We start from the raw sequence: 16,943 nt of genomic DNA, 5'->3' as shown, positions 1-16,943 counted from the left end.
AGGGGGAGCGCGCGCTCCGGAAGGGGGCGCGGGCGTGGCATTGTGGTTGCGCGGGCGGTAGGACAAAAACCTTCGCCCGATCTGATGTTGTGATGTTGAGGGCGTGTGAACGCACCCCTCGATGATGAATACTCGGTCTTCTCGACATCCGGACGGTCGCGGGTTGGAGGGGTCGGTCCGTTGAACAGCACTCCGGCGCGGAACGCGCCGAGCAGCAGCGGTCATGCCGCTGTGCCCGGGCAGGCCGGTTCCCCGCACCTGCCCGTACCGGCGCCGCCGCCGGCCCGCGCCACCGCCGGCCCGGGCCGCGACGGCCGCGCCGCGGCCCACCCGGCCGCCGAATCCCGGCCCTGGGGCGCCGGGGACCCGGGCTCGATCTACGACTACATCCGGGTCGCCACCTTCGCGATCGGCCCCGACGGCCGGATCAGCCAGTGGAGCGAGCGCGCCGCCGAGTTCTTCGGCGTCCCCGCCGCCGAGGCCGTGGGCGCCGACCCGATCAGCACCTTCGTCCCCCGCGAACTCTGGCGCCGCGGCCGCGCCCGGCTGGAGCGCACCCTGGCCGGCGAGGAGTGGGTCGGCACCACCCCCTACCGGGACGCCGCCGGCGGCGAGGGACTCGCCGAGCTCTACCTGATGCCCGACAGCGCCCTGCCCACCGCGGGCGCCACCTGTCTGGCGGTCGACCTCGGCCGGCTGCGCCGGATCGAGACCGACCTCGCCGCCTCCGAAGCCGTCTTCGGGCAGACGCCCACCGGCTTCGTGCTCTTCGACGACCGGCTGCGGCTGCAGCGGGTCAACGACGCCTTCGCCTCCGGAATGGGCCTCGTCCCCACCGACCTGGAGGGCCTCACCCCGCACGACCTCTTCCCGCCGTCCGAGGCCGACCGGCTCAGTGCCGCCCTGCGCAAGGTCCTCGCCACCGGGGAGCCCGTCTTCGACCTGCGCTTCCACAGCGCCGTCCCGACCCGCGAGGGCAACCGGCTCTGGGCCGTCTCGCTGTACCGGCTCAACGGCTCGGCCGGGCAGCCGATGGGCGTGGCCGGACAGGTCTCCGACGTCACCAGCCGGCACGTCGCCGAGCGCGAGGCCGACGGCGTGCGCCGCAACCTCGCCCTGCTCAACGAGGCCAGCGCGCACATCGGCTCCACCCTCGACCTGGAGACCACCGCCAAGGAGCTCCTGGACGTGGTCGTCCCGCCGTTCTGCGACCTCGCCACCGTCGACCTGTACACCGCGCTGCTCTCCGGCGAGACCGTCCCCAGCGCCGGGCGCCTCGGCGACACCGTGCTCACCGACGGCAGCGGCGAACTGCGCCGGGTCGCCGTCTCCAGCGTCATCGGCGGCGCCTCCTCGGTGCTCGGCTCGGTCACCGGCCTGCCGATCGCCGAAGCCGGCGGCACCCTCTGCTACCCGCGCCGCTCCCCGCACGCCCGGGCGCTGCGCACCGGCCGCAGCGTCGTCCCCGAGCCCGGCCGCGACCCGCTGCTGCGCTCCACCCTGATCGTCCCGCTGGTGGCCCGCGACCAGGTGCTGGGCCTCGTCCAGCTCTCCCGGGCGATCGGCAGCGAGCCCTTCGACGCCCGCGACGTGGCGATCGCCGAGGAGCTGGTGGCCCGCGCCGCCGTCTGCATCGACAACGCCCGGCTCTACCGCCGCGAGCACGAGCGGGCGCTGATCCTCCAGCGCAGCCTGCTGCCCCCGGGCAACCCGGCCGCCAGCGGTCTGGAGATCGCCTGCCGCTACCTGCCCAGCAACAACAACACCGAGGTCGGCGGCGACTGGTTCGACGTCATCCCGCTGCCCGGCAACCGCACCGCCCTGGTCATCGGCGACGTGATGGGCCGCGGTCTGCGCGCCGCCGTCGCGATGGGCCAACTGCGCACCGCGGTAAGGACCCTGGCCATGCTCGACCTCGACCCGGCCGAGGTGCTCGGCGCGCTGGACGAGATCGCCCGCGGCCTCGGCGACGACTCCGTCCCGGCCGGGCCGCCCACCCAGTACGGCCGGCTCACCTCGACGGCCGACGAGGAGGCCCGCGAGGTCTACCTGGCCACCTGCGTGTACGCCGTGTACGACGCCGTCACCCGCCGCTGCGTGTTCGCCAACGCCGGCCACCTGCCGCCCGTCCTGCTCAGCCCGGGCGAGCCCGCCCGGATGCTCGACGTGCCGCCCGGCCTGCCGCTCGGCGTCGGCGGCGAGCCCTTCGAGGAGGTCGAGCTGACCCTCCCGGACGGCGCCTTGCTCGGCCTCTACACCGACGGCCTGGTGGAGAGCCGCAAGCACCAGCTGGACGAGGGCCTGCGCGCCTTCCGGGCCGCGCTCAGCGACCGCGGCAAGGGCCTGGAGGACCTCTGCGACCACGTCCTCGGCGAGCTCGACCCGCACCACGGCGAGGACGACATCGCCCTGCTGATGGCCAAGGTGCACGCCTTCCCCGAGGACGCGGTCGGCAACTGGTTCCTGCCGCCCGAGCCGACCTCCGTCGCCAAGGCCCGTGAACTGGCCTGCAGTTGGCTGCTCGCCCGGGGGCTGGACGAGCTGGTCGACACCACCGAGCTGCTGGTCAGCGAGCTGGTGACGAACGCGCTCAAGCACGGCCGGGGCGAGATCCGGCTGCGGCTGCTGCGCGAGCGCAGCATGGTCTGCGAGGTCTGGGACGACGGCTACGCCCAGCCCCGGCAGCGGCGCGCCCAGGAGACCGACGAGGGCGGGCGCGGCCTGCAGCTGGTCAGCCTGCTGGCCGAGCGCTGGGGCAGCCGGCGCACGCCCAAGGGCAAGATCGTCTGGTTCGAGCTGGCGCTGTAGCGCCCGGCGGGGCTGGGCCGTACGGGTGCAGTCGCCCGGCGGCCCGCCGTGTCGGCGCGGGCCGGGCGGGGCGGGCGGCGTTCGATGGCCGCCATGCGCGTCCGCCAGCTCACCGCCGCAGCCGCCGCACTGCTGCTCGCCGCCGGGCTCGGCGGCTGCTCCGACGACCGGGGCCGCGGCCCCTCGCCCGCACCGGCCCGGGCCGAGCCCACCGCCACCACCGGGGACGTCCGCGCCGCCGAGCGCGGCGCCGTCCGGGACGGCGGCACGCTCAGCTGGGCGCTGGACGGCGTCCCGGCCACGCTCAACGTCTACCAGCGCGGGGCCGGCGCCGACTCGGCGCTGCTCGCGCACGCGCTGTACCCCTCGCTGTTCCGGCCCGACGAGCGCGGGCGGCTCGTCCCGGACCCGGACTACCTGGTGGGCGCCGAGTCCACCCCGCCCGGGCAGCAGCCGCAGGTGGTCACCTACCGGCTCAACCCGCACGCCGTCTGGACCGACGGCACCCCGCTGTCGGCCGCCGACCTCGGTGCCCAGCGGGCCGCCCTGTCCGGCCTGGACCCGGCCTACCGGGGCGGGCCGGCGGCCGGGTACGAGGCCGTCGACTCGGTCGCCGAGGGCGCCGACCCGCACGAGGTCAAGGTGACCTTCCGGCGGCCGTACGCCGAGTGGCGGGCCCTGTTCGGGCCGCTCTACCCGGCCGCCGAGACGGCCACGCCGGCCGCCTTCAACCGGGCGCTGACCGGCGCCGGCCACCTGAGCGCCGGGCCGTACGCGCTCACCCGGTACGACGAGGACGGCGGGCGGGTCACCGTGGAGCGCAACCCGCTCTGGTGGGGGGACCGGCCGAAGACCGACCGGATCGACTTCCTGGCCACGCCGCCCGAGCGGCGGCTGGACGCGCTGGACCAGGGCCGGCTGGACGTCGCCCCGCTCACCGCCGCGGTGGACCGGGCGGTGCCGCCGCCCGCGCCGTCGCCCGCACCGCCGTCGCCAGCACCGTCCTCCCCGGCCCCGTCCAAGGGCGGCTCCGCGGCCGCCGCCCCGCCCGAGGCGGCGCCCGAAGCGGTGCCCGAGGCGGCGGCGTCGGCGCTGCGGCGGGCCGAGTCGCTGCCCGGGGTCACCGTGCACCGGGCGGCCGCCCCCTCGCTCACCCAGCTCACCCTCAACGCCACCCGCGGCCCGCTCGGCGACCCGGCCCTGCGGCGGGCGGTGGCCCGGGCGGTGGACCGGCGGTCGATCGCCGAGGCCGCGCTGACCCCGCTCGGCCTGCCCGGCGCCCCGCTCGGCAGCCACCTGCTCGCCGGCGACCAGGAGGGCTACCGGGACGACAGCGCCGCGATCGGACCGGCCGACGCCGCGACGCTGCTGGACGAGGCCGGCTGGAAGCTGTTGAACGGGAGCACCCGGACCAAGGACGGCAAGGAGCTCGTCCTCACCCTGCTCGTCCCGGCCGGCTCCGCGACCGCCCGGCGCACCGCCGACGCGCTCACCGCGGACCTCGACGGGTACGGCATCGGGGTGAGGACGCTGACCGCGCCCGCCGACACCTTCGTCCCGGAGCAGCTGGCCGACGGCGACTACGACCTCGCGCTGTTCTCCTGGCCGGTCGGCCCCAGCCCGGCCGTGGAGCAGCGCGCCGCGTACGCCAAGCCCCGGCCGGACGCCGACGGCGCGCTCGAGTCCGGCGGCAACTACGGCCGCAGCGGCACCGAGGAGATCGACCGGCTGTTCGACCGGGCGGTCACCGAACTCGACCCGGCGGCCCGGCTGGACCTGTTGCAGGAGGCGGACGTCCGGATCTGGCAGCTCGGGCACTCCGTCCCGCTCTACCAGCGGCCGGAACTGGTGGGGGTGCGGACCGGCGTGGCCGGGGCGGGGGCCTTCGGCTTCGGCTGGCCGCGCTTCCAGGACGTGGGCCGGAGCCGGTAGCGGAGCCGGGCGGGCCGGGCCACCGGAGTGCGAACGGGGGAGTGTCGGAAGGCGACCGCGGGGTGACGGGGACGTGACTCGTCTGTGATCTTGATCCCGCCCGACCTGCTCGTTTCTGCCGCCTTGGACGGTTCCCCGTACCATAGGGAAAAGCCGAGGCATGTCCAGATGCCCGGCGGGTGGACCGGTAGTAGCAGGCGGAACGGGTGGCGCGGCCGAAGGGCCGCCGGTGCGCGTCTCGCGGCCGGGCCCGCCGTAACCCACGATTCCGGGAGAATCCGCAAGGCATGCCCACGCGCAACGACATCCGTAACGTCGCCATCGTCGCCCACGTCGACCACGGCAAGACCACGCTGGTCGACGCCATGCTCAAGCAGGCCGGTGCCTTCGCGGCCCACCAGCAGCTCGACGACCGCATGATGGACTCGAACGACCTGGAGCGCGAGAAGGGCATCACCATTCTCGCGAAGAACACCGCCGTCAAGTACCACCCGAAGGATGGTGGCGCTCCGATCACCATCAACATCATCGACACCCCGGGCCACGCCGACTTCGGTGGCGAGGTCGAGCGCGGTCTGTCGATGGTGGACGCGGTCGTGCTGCTGGTCGACGCCTCCGAGGGCCCGCTGCCGCAGACCCGCTTCGTGCTCCGCAAGGCGCTCACCGCCAAGCTGCCCGTCATCCTGTGCATCAACAAGACGGACCGCCCGGACTCCCGGATCGACGAGGTCATCAACGAGACCTACGACCTGTTCCTGGACCTGGACGCGGACGAGGACCAGATCGAGTTCCCGATCGTCTACGCCTGTGCGCGTGACGGCGTGGCCTCGCTGACCAAGCCGGAGAACGGCACCGTCCCGGCCGACAGCACCAGCCTGGAGCCGTTCTTCTCCACCCTGCTGGAGCACGTCCCGGCCCCGAGCTACGACGAGGACGCGCCGCTCCAGGCCCACGTCACCAACCTGGACGCCGACAACTTCCTCGGCCGCATCGCGCTGCTGCGCGTCGAGCAGGGCGAGCTGCGCAAGGGCCAGACCGTGGCCTGGATCAAGCGCGACGGCACCATCTCGAACGTCCGCATCTCCGAGCTGCTGATGACCGAGGCGCTCACCCGCAAGCCGGCCGAGGTGGCGGGCCCCGGTGACATCTGCGCCGTCGCCGGCATCGGCGAGATCATGATCGGCGAGACCCTGGCCGACCCGGAGAACCCGATCGCGCTGCCGCTGATCACGGTGGACGAGCCGGCCATCTCGATGACCATCGGCACCAACACCTCGCCGCTGGTCGGCCGCGGCGGCAGCGGCAAGGGCGCGGACGCCAAGGCCGGCGTCAAGGTGGACCGCAAGGTCACCGCCCGCCAGGTGAAGGACCGCCTGGACCGCGAGCTGATCGGTAACGTCTCGCTGCGCGTCCTGGACACCGAGCGTCCGGACGCCTGGGAGGTGCAGGGCCGCGGTGAGCTGGCGCTGGCCATCCTGATCGAGACCATGCGCCGCGAGGGCTTCGAGCTGACCGTCGGCAAGCCGCAGGTGGTCACCAAGGAGGTCAACGGCAAGACCCACGAGCCGGTCGAGCGCCTCACGGTGGACGTGCCCGAGGAGCACATGGGTGCCGTCACCCAGCTCATGGGCATCCGCAAGGGCCGGATGGACAACATGTCCAACCACGGCTCGGGCTGGGTCCGGATGGAGTTCGTCGTGCCGTCCCGCGGCCTGATCGGCTTCCGCACCGAGTTCCTCACCAACACCCGCGGCACCGGCATCGCCCACTCGATCCACGAGGGCCACGAGCCGTGGTTCGGCAACCTGACCACCCGCAACAACGGCTCGCTGGTCGCCGACCGGGCCGGCGTGGTCACCGCCTTCGCGATGACCAACCTCCAGGAGCGCGGCGTGCTCTTCTGCGAGCCGGGCACCGAGGTGTACGAGGGCATGATCGTCGGTGAGAACTCGCGCGCCGACGACATGGACGTGAACATCACCAAGGAGAAGAAGCTCACCAACATGCGGTCCGCGAACGCGGACGTGGCCGAGTCGATCGTCCCGCCGCGCAAGCTCTCGCTGGAGCAGTCGCTGGAGTTCTGCCGCGAGGACGAGTGCATCGAGGTGACCCCGGAGACGGTTCGCATCCGTAAGGTCGTGCTGGACCAGAAGGACCGCGGACGCACCGCCTCGCGCGCCAAGAAGGCGTGATCCGGACGCTCTGACCGGCCTTTGGCCGGAATGCTTCGCCCCCCTTTCCGATGGAGAGGGGGGCGAACTTTTTCAACTACTCCAAGTTGTCGGGGCCGCTATTAACGGAATAGCGCTCATCACACCCAGGTGTCCGCTGAGCGAACGTGACAGTTCGTCATCCGTGACGACTGTCCGTTTGGTGCCTGTCTGGCTATGTCTCATATGTCCGGTTTTCGAAACTTACCGACTGTTCATGTGACCTAATTGAGATCGTCACTGGTCACTTTCGTGTCCGTGCGTGACGGATAGTGGGTGCAGTCAGGCTCGGGTCAAGGGTGAACGCGCAGGGGTGCGCGCCGAAACCACGAGCGCGGACGGCATTGCGGGTCCGGTGATCACCGTTCCGCGTTGCCCTCCTCGTCGCAAACGTCGAATTCAGGAGGCACACCGATGCGTGGTGTGAGCCAGGCCAAGTGGGTTGTCGCAGCTGTTGCTGTCGCGCTCGCCGCGACTGCTTGTAGCAGCAGCGGCAGCAGCGACACCTCCGGGAGCTCGGACAGCGCCGCGGTCGACCCCTCGGGCACGTTCAGCTTCCAGAGCGCGGAGCCGCAGCGTCCGCTGCAGCCGGCCAACGCCATGGAGAACCAGGGCGGCCGTATCGTCAAGCAGCTGTTCACGGGCCTCGTCGACTACGACCCCGCGACCGGTGCTCTTCGCAACCAGGTGGCCGACAAGATCGAGACCACCGACGCCAAGAACTACACCGTCACGCTGAAGTCCGGCTGGACCTTCCACGACGGCACCCCGGTCACCTCCAAGTCCTTCGTGGACTCCTGGAACTGGTCCGCCAACCCGGCCAACAACCAGATCAACTCCGACTGGTTCTCGGACATCGTCGGCTACGACGCCGTCCACCCGGACAAGGGCGACCCGACCGCCAAGGAGATGGCCGGCCTCAAGGTCGTCGACGACACCCACTTCACCATCGAACTGGCCCAGCCCGTCTCGTACTTCACGTACAAGCTCGGCTACTCGGCCTTCTTCCCGCTCCCCACCGGGTTCTTCGCGGACCCGAAGGGCTTCGGCGAGAAGCCGGTCGGCAACGGCCCGTACCAGTTCGTGTCGTGGGAGCACAACAAGGCCATCACGCTCAAGGCCTACGACAAGTACACCGGCACCAACAAGGCGAAGAACGGCGGGATCGTCTTCCGCAGCTACACCTCGCCCGAGGCCGCGTACAAGGACCTGATGTCCGACACGCTGGACGTGCTGGACCAGGTCGACTCGACCGACCTGCCCAAGTACAAGGACGACCTGGGCAAGCGCGCGATCGACCAGGCCCAGGGCGCGATCCAGAACATCTCCTTCGCGCTGTACAACGCGGACTGGTCCTCCATGGACAAGGACAAGGCCGCCAAGGTGCGCCAGGGCCTGTCGATGGCGATCGACCGCGACACCATCACCAAGACGGTGCTGAACAACAGCCGTCAGCCCGCCGACTCGTTCGTGGCGCCGGGCGTCATGGGCTACAAGGCCGGCGTCTGCGGCGACGCCTGCAAGTACGACCCGGCCAAGGCCAAGCAGCTCATCACCGACAACGGTGGCGTCCCCGGCGGCAAGATCACCATCCTGTACAACTCCGATGGTGGCCACAAGGAGTGGGTGGACGCGGTCTGCAACTCGATCCGCCAGGCGACCGGCGTCGAGTGCCTCGGTGACCCGAAGCCGGACTTCAAGACCTCGCGTGACATCGTCACCAAGAAGCAGGTCCAGAGCATGATGCGGACCGGCTGGGTGCAGGACTACCCGCTGAACGCCAACTTCCTGCGGGACGTCTACGGCACCGGTGCCGCCGCGAACGACGCCGGCTACTCCAGCCCGGAGTTCGACAACCTGGCGAAGCAGGCCGACGCGGCCACCACGGTCGAGAAGACCGCCGAGCTCTACCAGCAGGCCGAGGCCGTTCTGGCCAAGGACATGCCGGCGATCCCGCTCTGGTACTACAAGACCAACTCGGGCTACTCGAACAACGTCCAGAACGTGAAGTTCAACTCCTTCGGCGACCCGGTCTACACCGACGTCGAGGTCAAGAAGAAGAAGTAATCGGTCGGCACCGCCTGACCCGGTGACAACGGCCGGTGCCCGTCCCATCCCCACAAGGGCGAGGACTGGCACCGGCCGTTGGCACGCCGACTTATCTCTTGCCGGGTTGACGGGCCCGGCAGAGCCATACATGGAGGCACGATGGGGCGCTTTGTCGCGAGGCGACTGCTCCAGATGATTCCGGTGTTCCTCGGAACGACCGCACTCATCTTTTTCATGGTGCACTTGCTGCCCGGTGACCCGCTGGCAGCACTGTGGGGCGACAAGGCGCCGGACCCGGTGCAGCTCGCAGCCCTGAAGCACCAGCAGCACCTGGACCAGCCGCTGGTCCAGCAGTACCTCTCCTACATGGGGGGCCTGCTCACCGGCGACTTCGGCAAGGCACTGGACGGACGTCCGGTGCTCGACAAGATCACCGAGGTACTTCCGGTCACGGTCCGGCTGGCGCTGTTCGCGTTCGCCATCGAGATCGTGGTCGGCATCGGCATCGGCCTGATCGCGGGCCTGCGCCGCGGCAAGATCTTCGACAAGGGTGCGCTGGTCTTCACCCTGCTGCTGATCTCGATCCCGGTCCCCGTGCTGGGCTTCCTGTTCCAGACGATCTTCGGCATCAACCTCAAGTGGGTCACGCCGACCGTCCAGCACAGCGACGACATCACCCAGCTGGTGCTGCCGGCCGTCGTGCTCGGCTCGCTGTCGCTGGCCTACGTCGCGCGCCTCACCCGTACCTCCATCGCCGAGAACATCAAGGCCGACTACGTCCGCACCGCGGTGGCCAAGGGCCTGCCGCGCCGGAAGGTCATCGGCACCCACCTGCTGCGCAACTCGCTGATCCCGGTGGTCACCTTCCTCGGCACCGACCTCGGCGCCCTGATGGGCGGCGCGATCGTCACCGAGGGCATCTTCAACGTCCAGGGTGTCGGCCACGCGCTCTACCAAGCGATCAACATGAAGGAGGGCGCGACCGTCTCCGGCTTCGTGGCCTTCCTGGTGATCGTCTACCTGGCCGCCGGCCTGATCGTCGACCTGCTTTACGCGGTCCTGGACCCGAGGATCCGGTATGCCTGACCTGACCGAGAAGAAGACGACCGGGAAGATCCCGGCCCAGGCCACCGTCGCGGCGGCCGCCAAGCCGGAGAAGGCGCGCAGCCTCGGCTCCGACGCCTGGCACGACCTCCGGCGCAAGCCGATCTTCGTGATCTCCGGGCTGCTCATCCTGCTGCTGATCGTGATCGCGATCGCCCCCGGGCTGTTCACCTCGGTGGACCCGCGCGCCGGCGACCTGCGCAACCACTTCCACACCCCGCCGGTCTACGACCACTTCTTCGAGGGTGACTGGTTCGGCTACGACGGCCAGGGCCGCAGCATCTACGCCCGCATCATCTACGGCGCCCGCGCCTCGGTCGTGGTCGGCATCTGCGTCACCGTCGGTACGACCGTCCTCGGCGGTATCGCCGGCATGGTCGCCGGCTACTTCGGCGGCTGGGTCGACACGATCATCTCCCGCATCACCGACATCTTCTTCGGCATCCCGCTGCTGCTCGGCGCGCTGGTGATCCTCAACGCCTTCCCGACCCGCACGATCTGGAGCGTGGTCTTCGCCCTGATCGCCCTGGGCTGGACCCAGATGACCCGTGTCATGCGCGGTTCGGTGATCACGGTCAAGCAGTCCGACTTCGTGACGGCGGCCAAGGCGCTCGGCGCCAGCACCAGCCGGATCATGTTCCGGCACATCCTGCCGAACGCGATCGCCCCGGTGATCGTGGTCGCCACCATCTCCCTCGGCGGCTACATCGCCCTGGAGGCGACGCTGAGCTTCCTGGGTATCGGTCTGCAGGACCCGACCATCTCCTGGGGCATCGACATCGCCTCGGCCCAGAAGCTGATCCGTACGGCGCCGTTCGCGCTGTTCTTCCCGGCAGGCATGCTGAGCCTCACCGTGCTGGCCTTCATCATGCTCGGCGACGCGGTGCGCGACGCCCTCGACCCGAAGCTCCGCTGAGAGAAGAGGTGACGACCCGATGACCACCGTGATCGAGAACAACCAGAAGAGCGATCGTCTCGAAGTTGGAACCCCGCTCCTGGAGGTCAAGGACCTCCACGTGGAGTTCCACACCCGGGACGGCGTCGCCAAGGCCGTCAACGGCGTCAACTACTCCGTCGCGGCCGGCGAGACCCTCGCCGTCCTCGGCGAGTCCGGCTCCGGCAAGTCCGTGACGGCCCAGACCATCATGGGCATCCTGGACATGCCCCCGGGCAAGGTGACCCAGGGCGAGATCCTGTTCCGCGGCCGGGACATGCTCAAGATGAGCAACGAGGAGCGGCGCAAGATCCGCGGCCAGAAGATCGCGATGATCTTCCAGGACGCGCTCTCGGCGCTCAACCCCGTGCTCAGCGTGGGCTACCAGCTCGGCGAGATGTTCCGGGTGCACCAGGGCGCCTCCAAGTCCGAGGCCAAGGCCAAGGCCATCGAGCTGATGGACCGGGTGCGCATCCCCGCCGCCAAGCAGCGGGTGAACGACTACCCGCACCAGTTCTCCGGCGGCATGCGCCAGCGCATCATGATCGCCATGGCGCTGTCGATGCAGCCCGACCTGATCATCGCCGACGAGCCCACCACCGCCCTGGACGTCACCGTCCAGGCCCAGGTGATGGACCTGCTGGCCGAGCTCCAGGCCGAGTACAACATGGGCCTGATCCTGATCACCCACGACCTCGGCGTGGTCGCCGACGTCGCGGACAAGATCGCCGTGATGTACGCGGGCCGGATCGTCGAGACCGCTCCGGTGCACGAGCTGTACGCGAACCCCGCGCACCCGTACACCAAGGGCCTGCTGCGCTCGATCCCGCGCCTGGACCAGAAGGGCCAGGAGCTGTACGCGATCAAGGGCCTGCCCCCGAACCTGCTCAAGGTTCCGGCCGGCTGCGCGTTCAACCCCCGCTGCGACGTCGCCACCGACCTGTGCCGCACGGAGGTCCCGCTGCTGCACCACGTGACCGACGAGGACGGCACGGAGATCACCGGCCGCCGCAGCGCGTGCCACCTCTGGAAGGAGACCCTCCATGGCTGAGAACATCCTGGAGGTCAAGGACCTGGTCAAGCACTACCCGCTGACCCAGGGCGTCCTGTTCAAGAAGCAGGTCGGCGCGGTCAAGGCCGTCGACGGCATCAGCTTCGAGCTCAAGAAGGGCGAGACGCTCGGCATCGTCGGCGAGTCCGGCTGTGGCAAGTCCACGCTGGCCAAGGTGCTGATGAACCTGGAGCGGGCCACCTCCGGTCAGGTGCTGTTCAAGGGCGAGGACATCTCCACCCTGAGCGGCGCGGCCCTCAAGGCCGTCCGACGCAACATCCAGATGGTGTTCCAGGACCCGTACACCTCGCTGAACCCGCGCATGACGGTCGGCGACATCATCGGTGAGCCGTTCGAGATCCACCCCGAGGTGGCGCCCAAGGGCGACCGCCGCAAGGCCGTCCAGGACCTGCTGGACGTCGTGGGTCTGAACCCGGAGTACATCAACCGGTACCCGCACCAGTTCTCCGGCGGCCAGCGCCAGCGCATCGGCATCGCCCGCGGCCTCGCGCTCAAGCCGGAGATCATCATCTGCGACGAGCCGGTCTCGGCCCTGGACGTGTCCGTCCAGGCGCAGGTGATCAACCTGCTGGAGCAGCTGCAGGGCGAGTTCGGCCTGTCGTACATGTTCATCGCGCACGACCTCTCCATCGTCCGGCACATCTCCGACCGCGTCGGCGTGATGTACCTGGGCAAGATGGTCGAGATCGGCTCCGACGAGCAGATCTACGAGAACGCCACCCACCCGTACACCCAGGCGCTGCTGTCGGCCGTGCCGGTGCCGGACCCGACGGCGCGCGAGTCCCGCGAGCGGATCATCCTCACCGGGGACATCCCCTCGCCGGCCAACCCGCCGTCCGGCTGCCGCTTCCGCACCCGCTGCTGGAAGGCGGAGGAGCGCTGCGCCGAGGAGATCCCGCTGCTGGCGATCCCGACCACGCTGGAGGGCCCGGCCGCCCACGAGTCGGCCTGCCACTTCGCCGAGGTCCGGGAGTCGGCCGCGGCCTGACGTCCCGTACGCACCAGGAAGGGTCCGCGGCTCCGGCCGCGGGCCCTTCCGGCGTTCCGGGCGCCGGGAGGACCCGGCGCCGCGTCAACTCGGCAGGGGGGTCACGGCACCCGTCCGGGTGCACCCGGCTCGCGCCGTCGCCGGGGCGCGCTTCTCATGGGGTGTGATGCGACACACACCCCTTGAGGAGGGACCTCCATGCCCGTAGCCGCCCGTGCTCGCCTGGTCCTCGCCGCTGCGACGTCCGTGGTCCTGGTGGCCACCGGGTGCGGCAGCAGCGGGGGAGGCGGTGGCAACGGCTCGTCGGACGCCGGCAAGACGTTCAGCTACCAGAGCAATGAGCCGCAGAACCCGCTGCAGCCCGCCAACGCCAACGAGGTGGGCGGCGGTCGCATCATCCAGAACCTGTTCAAGGGGCTGGTCGACTACGACCCCAGCAACGCCAAGATCCGGATGCAGGTCGCGGACAAGATCGACACCAGTGACTCGCAGACCTTCACCATCACCCTGAAGGACGGCTGGAAGTTCCACGACGGCACCCCGGTGCACGCCAAGAACTTCGTGGACGCCTGGAACTGGGGCGCCAACCCGGCCAACGCCCAGATCAACAGCTCCTGGTTCTCCGACATCGAGGGCTACCAGGACGTCCACCCGGCCAGCGGCAAGGCGACCACGGACAAGATGTCCGGCCTGAGCGTCACCGACGACCTGCACTTCACCGTCAAGCTCAGCCACAAGGTCTCGTACTTCGAGTACAAGCTCGGCTACATCGCCTTCTCGCCGCTGCCGGACGCCTTCTTCAAGGACCCGGCCGGGTACGGGCAGAAGCCGGTGGGCAACGGCCCGTACCAGTTCGTCAGCTGGTCGCACAACACCGAGGTGGTCACCAAGACCTTCCCGGACTACCAGGGCGTGGACAAGCCGAAGAACGGCGGCATCGTCTTCAAGATGTACACCACGTCCGAGGCCGCCTACGCGGACCTCCAGTCCAGCAACCTCGACGTGATGGACCAGGTGCCGCCGTCGGCGCTGGCGAACTACAAGAACGACCTCGGCGACCGGGCCATCGACGCCCCGCAGGGCGCGATCCAGAACATCGGCTTCACGCTGTACCAGGCCGACTGGTCCTCGCCGGACAAGGCGAAGGTGCGCCAGGGCCTGTCGATGGCGATCGACCGGGACATCATCACCAAGACGGTGCTCCAGGGCTCCCGCAAGCCCGCCACCGCCTGGGTCGCCGAGGGCGTCGAAGGCTACAAGGACGGCGCCTGCGGCGACTTCTGCAAGTTCGACGCGGCCAAGGCCAAGCAGCTGATCCAGGAGGGCGGCGGCGTCCCCGGCAACAAGCTGCTGATCACCTACAACGCGGACGGCGGCCACAAGGAGTGGGTCGACGCCGTCTGCAACTCGATCCGGCAGAGCACCGGCGTGGACTGCCTGGGCGACCCGAAGCCCGACTTCAAGACCGCCCGCGCGGCGATCACCGCGCACCAGCTCAACGGCGCCTTCCGCACCGGCTGGGTGCAGGACTACCCGCTGAACGCCAACTTCCTCTCCGACGTCTACCGCACCGGCGCGGCCTCCAACGACTTCGGCTACAGCAACCCGCAGTTCGACGACGCCGCCACCAAGGCCGACGAGGCCGCCAGCGTCGCCGACACGGTGACCGGCTACCAGCAGGCCGAGGCGGTGCTGCCGAGCGGCATGCCGGCCATCCCGCTCTGGTACTACCGCACCAACTCGGGCTACTCGAACAAGGTGCAGAACGTGAAGTTCGACTCCTTCGGCAACCCGGCCTGGACCCAGGTCGAGGTCAAGGGCTGACCCGCCCCCCACGCGGCCCCGCCCTCCCCGCACGGAGGGCGGGGCCCGGTCCTCCCGGCCGGTCGCCCCCGGCCGGGTCACGCCCTGGAAGGAGGCTCGGATGGGCAGTTACGTGCTGCGGCGGGTGCTGCAGATGATCCCGGTGTTCTTCGGCACCACGCTGCTGATCTTCCTGATGGTCTACACGCTGCCCGGAGACCCGGTGACGGCGCTGTTCGGGGAGAAGGCGGCCGACCCGGCCGTGGTGGCCAGCATCAAGCACAAGTACTTCCTCGACCAACCGGTCTGGAAGCAGTACCTGCACTACATGGCGAACCTGTTCCAGGGCGACTTCGGCACCAGCTTCACCGGCCGCCCGGTCTCCGACATCATGGCCGGGGCCTTCCCGGTCACCATCCGGCTCGCGCTGCTGGCCTTCGTGTTCGAGCTGGTCCTCGGCCTCGCCCTCGGCCTGGTCTCCGGACTGTGGCGCGGCAGCATCGCGGACACCCTGGTGCTGGTGCTGACCCTGGTGGTGATCTCGATCCCGGTCTTCGTGCTGGCGTACATCGCGCAGACGATCTTCGCCACCAATCTGGGCTGGGTCACCCCGACCGTGCAGGACAGCTACGACCTCTCCCAACTCGTCCTGCCCGCCGTGGTGCTGGGCTCGCTCTCGCTCGCCTACGTGGCCCGGCTGACCCGGACCTCGATCGGCGAGAACCTGCGGGCCGACTACATGCGCACCGCCGTCGCCAAGGGCCTGCCCCGGCGCACCATCATCCTGCGCCACCTGCTGCGCAACTCGCTGATCCCGGTGGTCACCTTCCTCGGCACCGACCTGGGCGCCCTGATGGGCGGCGCGATCGTCACCGAGGGCATCTTCAACGTGCAGGGCATCGGCAACGTCCTGTACCGGGCGATCAACACGAAGGAAGGGCCCACCGTGGTCGGCATCGTGACCGTCCTGGTGATCGTCTACCTGGTCGCCAGCCTGCTCGTCGACCTGCTCTACGCGGTCCTGGACCCGAGGATCCGCTATGCCTGACATCCACGACGAGGACTCGCCCAAGCCGCACCCCAAGCCCGGCGTCGCACGCCTGGACTACGCGGGCGAGCAGGGCATGGCGGTCGAGCAGGAGACCCTGGTCGAACCCGACGTGGAGAAGCGGGAGGAAGCCCGCAGCCTCTGGGGCGACGCCTGGCGGGACCTGCGCCGGCGGCCGATCTTCCTGATCTCCGCGGTGCTGATCCTGCTGCTGGTGGTGATGGCGGTCTTCCCGTACGCCTTCACCGACGCCGACCCGCGCAAGGCCGACCTGGTGAACGACTACCTGCGCCGGCCCGCCTGGGGCGACGTCTTCGGCACCGGCTGGTTCGGCTACGACGCCCAGGGCCGCTCCATCTTCGCCCGGGTCATCTACGGCGCCCGCGCCTCGATCACCGTCGGCATCTTCGTGACCGCCGCGGTCACCGTGCTCGGCGGGCTGACCGGCATGGTCGCCGGGTACTTCGGCGGCGCCGTGGACGCGGTGATCTCCCGGATCATCGACATCTTCTTCGGCATCCCGCTGCTGCTCGGCGCCCTGGTGCTGCTGAACGCCTTCGCCACCCGCACGGTCTGGAGCGTGGTCATCGCCCTCGGCGTGCTCGGCTGGACCCAGATCGCCCGCGTCATGCGCGGCGCGGTGCTGACCGTCAAACAGGCCGACTACGTGGTGGCCGGCCGGGCGCTCGGCGCCGGGACGGGGCGGCTGATGTTCCGGCACATCCTGCCGAACGCGATCGCCCCGGTGATCGTGGTCGCCACCATCGCGCTCGGCGGCTACATCGCGGCCGAGGCCACGCTGAGCTTCCTCGGCATCGGCCTCCAGGACCCGACCATCTCCTGGGGCATCGACATCTCCTCCGCCCAGAAGGTGATCCGCACGGCGCCGTACGTGCTGTTCTTCCCGGCCGCGGCGCTCTCCGTCACCGTGCTGGCCTTCATCATGCTGGGCGACGCGGTGCGCGACGCCCTCGACCCGAAGCTTCGCTGAGCGA

The 16,943-nt window shown here is 70.0% G+C and carries 11 protein-coding genes; all 11 read left to right on the top strand.

The genetic code is table 11. The features are described 5' to 3' along the window. Positions 1-180 precede the first annotated feature (180 nt). The 11 genes from ACFY2K_RS22100 to ACFY2K_RS22050 all read left to right on the top strand — a co-directional run bounded on the left by ACFY2K_RS22100 (position 181) and on the right by ACFY2K_RS22050 (position 16,939). On the top strand, positions 181-2,808 hold the full coding sequence (locus ACFY2K_RS22100; protein WP_380593403.1) for a SpoIIE family protein phosphatase: 2,628 nt from the start codon (positions 181-183) through the stop codon (positions 2,806-2,808). 93 nt (positions 2,809-2,901) lie between these two features. Next, positions 2,902-4,740, top strand: a complete 1,839-nt coding sequence (locus tag ACFY2K_RS22095; protein WP_387713370.1) for an ABC transporter family substrate-binding protein — start codon at positions 2,902-2,904, stop codon at positions 4,738-4,740. 287 nt (positions 4,741-5,027) lie between these two features. Beyond that, a complete protein-coding gene (gene typA / locus ACFY2K_RS22090) occupies positions 5,028-6,932 on the top strand; it encodes a translational GTPase TypA (protein WP_380526650.1) in 1,905 nt (634 codons plus the stop codon). Positions 6,933-7,364: 432 nt separating this feature from the next. Further along, on the top strand, positions 7,365-9,017 hold the full coding sequence (locus tag ACFY2K_RS22085) for an ABC transporter substrate-binding protein (RefSeq protein ID WP_375884705.1): 1,653 nt from the start codon (positions 7,365-7,367) through the stop codon (positions 9,015-9,017). 141 nt (positions 9,018-9,158) lie between these two features. Then, positions 9,159-10,085: an ABC transporter permease gene (locus ACFY2K_RS22080; protein WP_380526651.1), complete on the top strand. Its 927-nt coding sequence runs from the start codon at positions 9,159-9,161 to the stop codon at positions 10,083-10,085. Then, complete coding sequence (locus ACFY2K_RS22075; RefSeq protein WP_380526652.1) at positions 10,078-11,019, top strand: ABC transporter permease; 942 nt, start codon at positions 10,078-10,080, stop codon at positions 11,017-11,019. The genes ACFY2K_RS22080 and ACFY2K_RS22075 overlap by 8 nt, the downstream gene beginning before the upstream one ends. 19 nt (positions 11,020-11,038) lie before the next feature. Next, the gene (locus tag ACFY2K_RS22070) at positions 11,039-12,088 is read left to right on the top strand and encodes an ABC transporter ATP-binding protein (RefSeq protein WP_375884713.1); all 1,050 of its coding nucleotides are present in this window, start codon (positions 11,039-11,041) and stop codon (positions 12,086-12,088) included. After that, the gene (locus ACFY2K_RS22065; RefSeq protein WP_375884716.1) at positions 12,081-13,097 is read left to right on the top strand and encodes an ABC transporter ATP-binding protein; all 1,017 of its coding nucleotides are present in this window, start codon (positions 12,081-12,083) and stop codon (positions 13,095-13,097) included. Before ACFY2K_RS22070 ends, ACFY2K_RS22065 begins: the two co-directional genes overlap by 8 nt. A 198-nt stretch (positions 13,098-13,295) precedes the next feature. Further along, entirely contained in the window at positions 13,296-14,921 is a 1,626-nt protein-coding gene (locus ACFY2K_RS22060) for an ABC transporter substrate-binding protein (protein ID WP_380593405.1), read from the top strand. A 100-nt stretch (positions 14,922-15,021) separates the two neighbouring features. Continuing rightward, complete coding sequence (locus ACFY2K_RS22055) at positions 15,022-15,948, top strand: ABC transporter permease (RefSeq protein WP_375884720.1); 927 nt, start codon at positions 15,022-15,024, stop codon at positions 15,946-15,948. A 76-nt stretch (positions 15,949-16,024) separates the two neighbouring features. Continuing rightward, positions 16,025-16,939: an ABC transporter permease gene (locus tag ACFY2K_RS22050; protein WP_375884880.1), complete on the top strand. Its 915-nt coding sequence runs from the start codon at positions 16,025-16,027 to the stop codon at positions 16,937-16,939. Positions 16,940-16,943: the final 4 nt, after the last annotated feature.

The sequence above is a fragment of the Kitasatospora sp. NPDC001309 genome, assembly GCF_042896295.1.
In the GTDB taxonomy this organism is placed as follows: domain Bacteria; phylum Actinomycetota; class Actinomycetes; order Streptomycetales; family Streptomycetaceae; genus Kitasatospora.
Note: the sequence above shows the minus strand (reverse complement) of the source record. Positions and strands in the feature narration are given on the sequence as shown.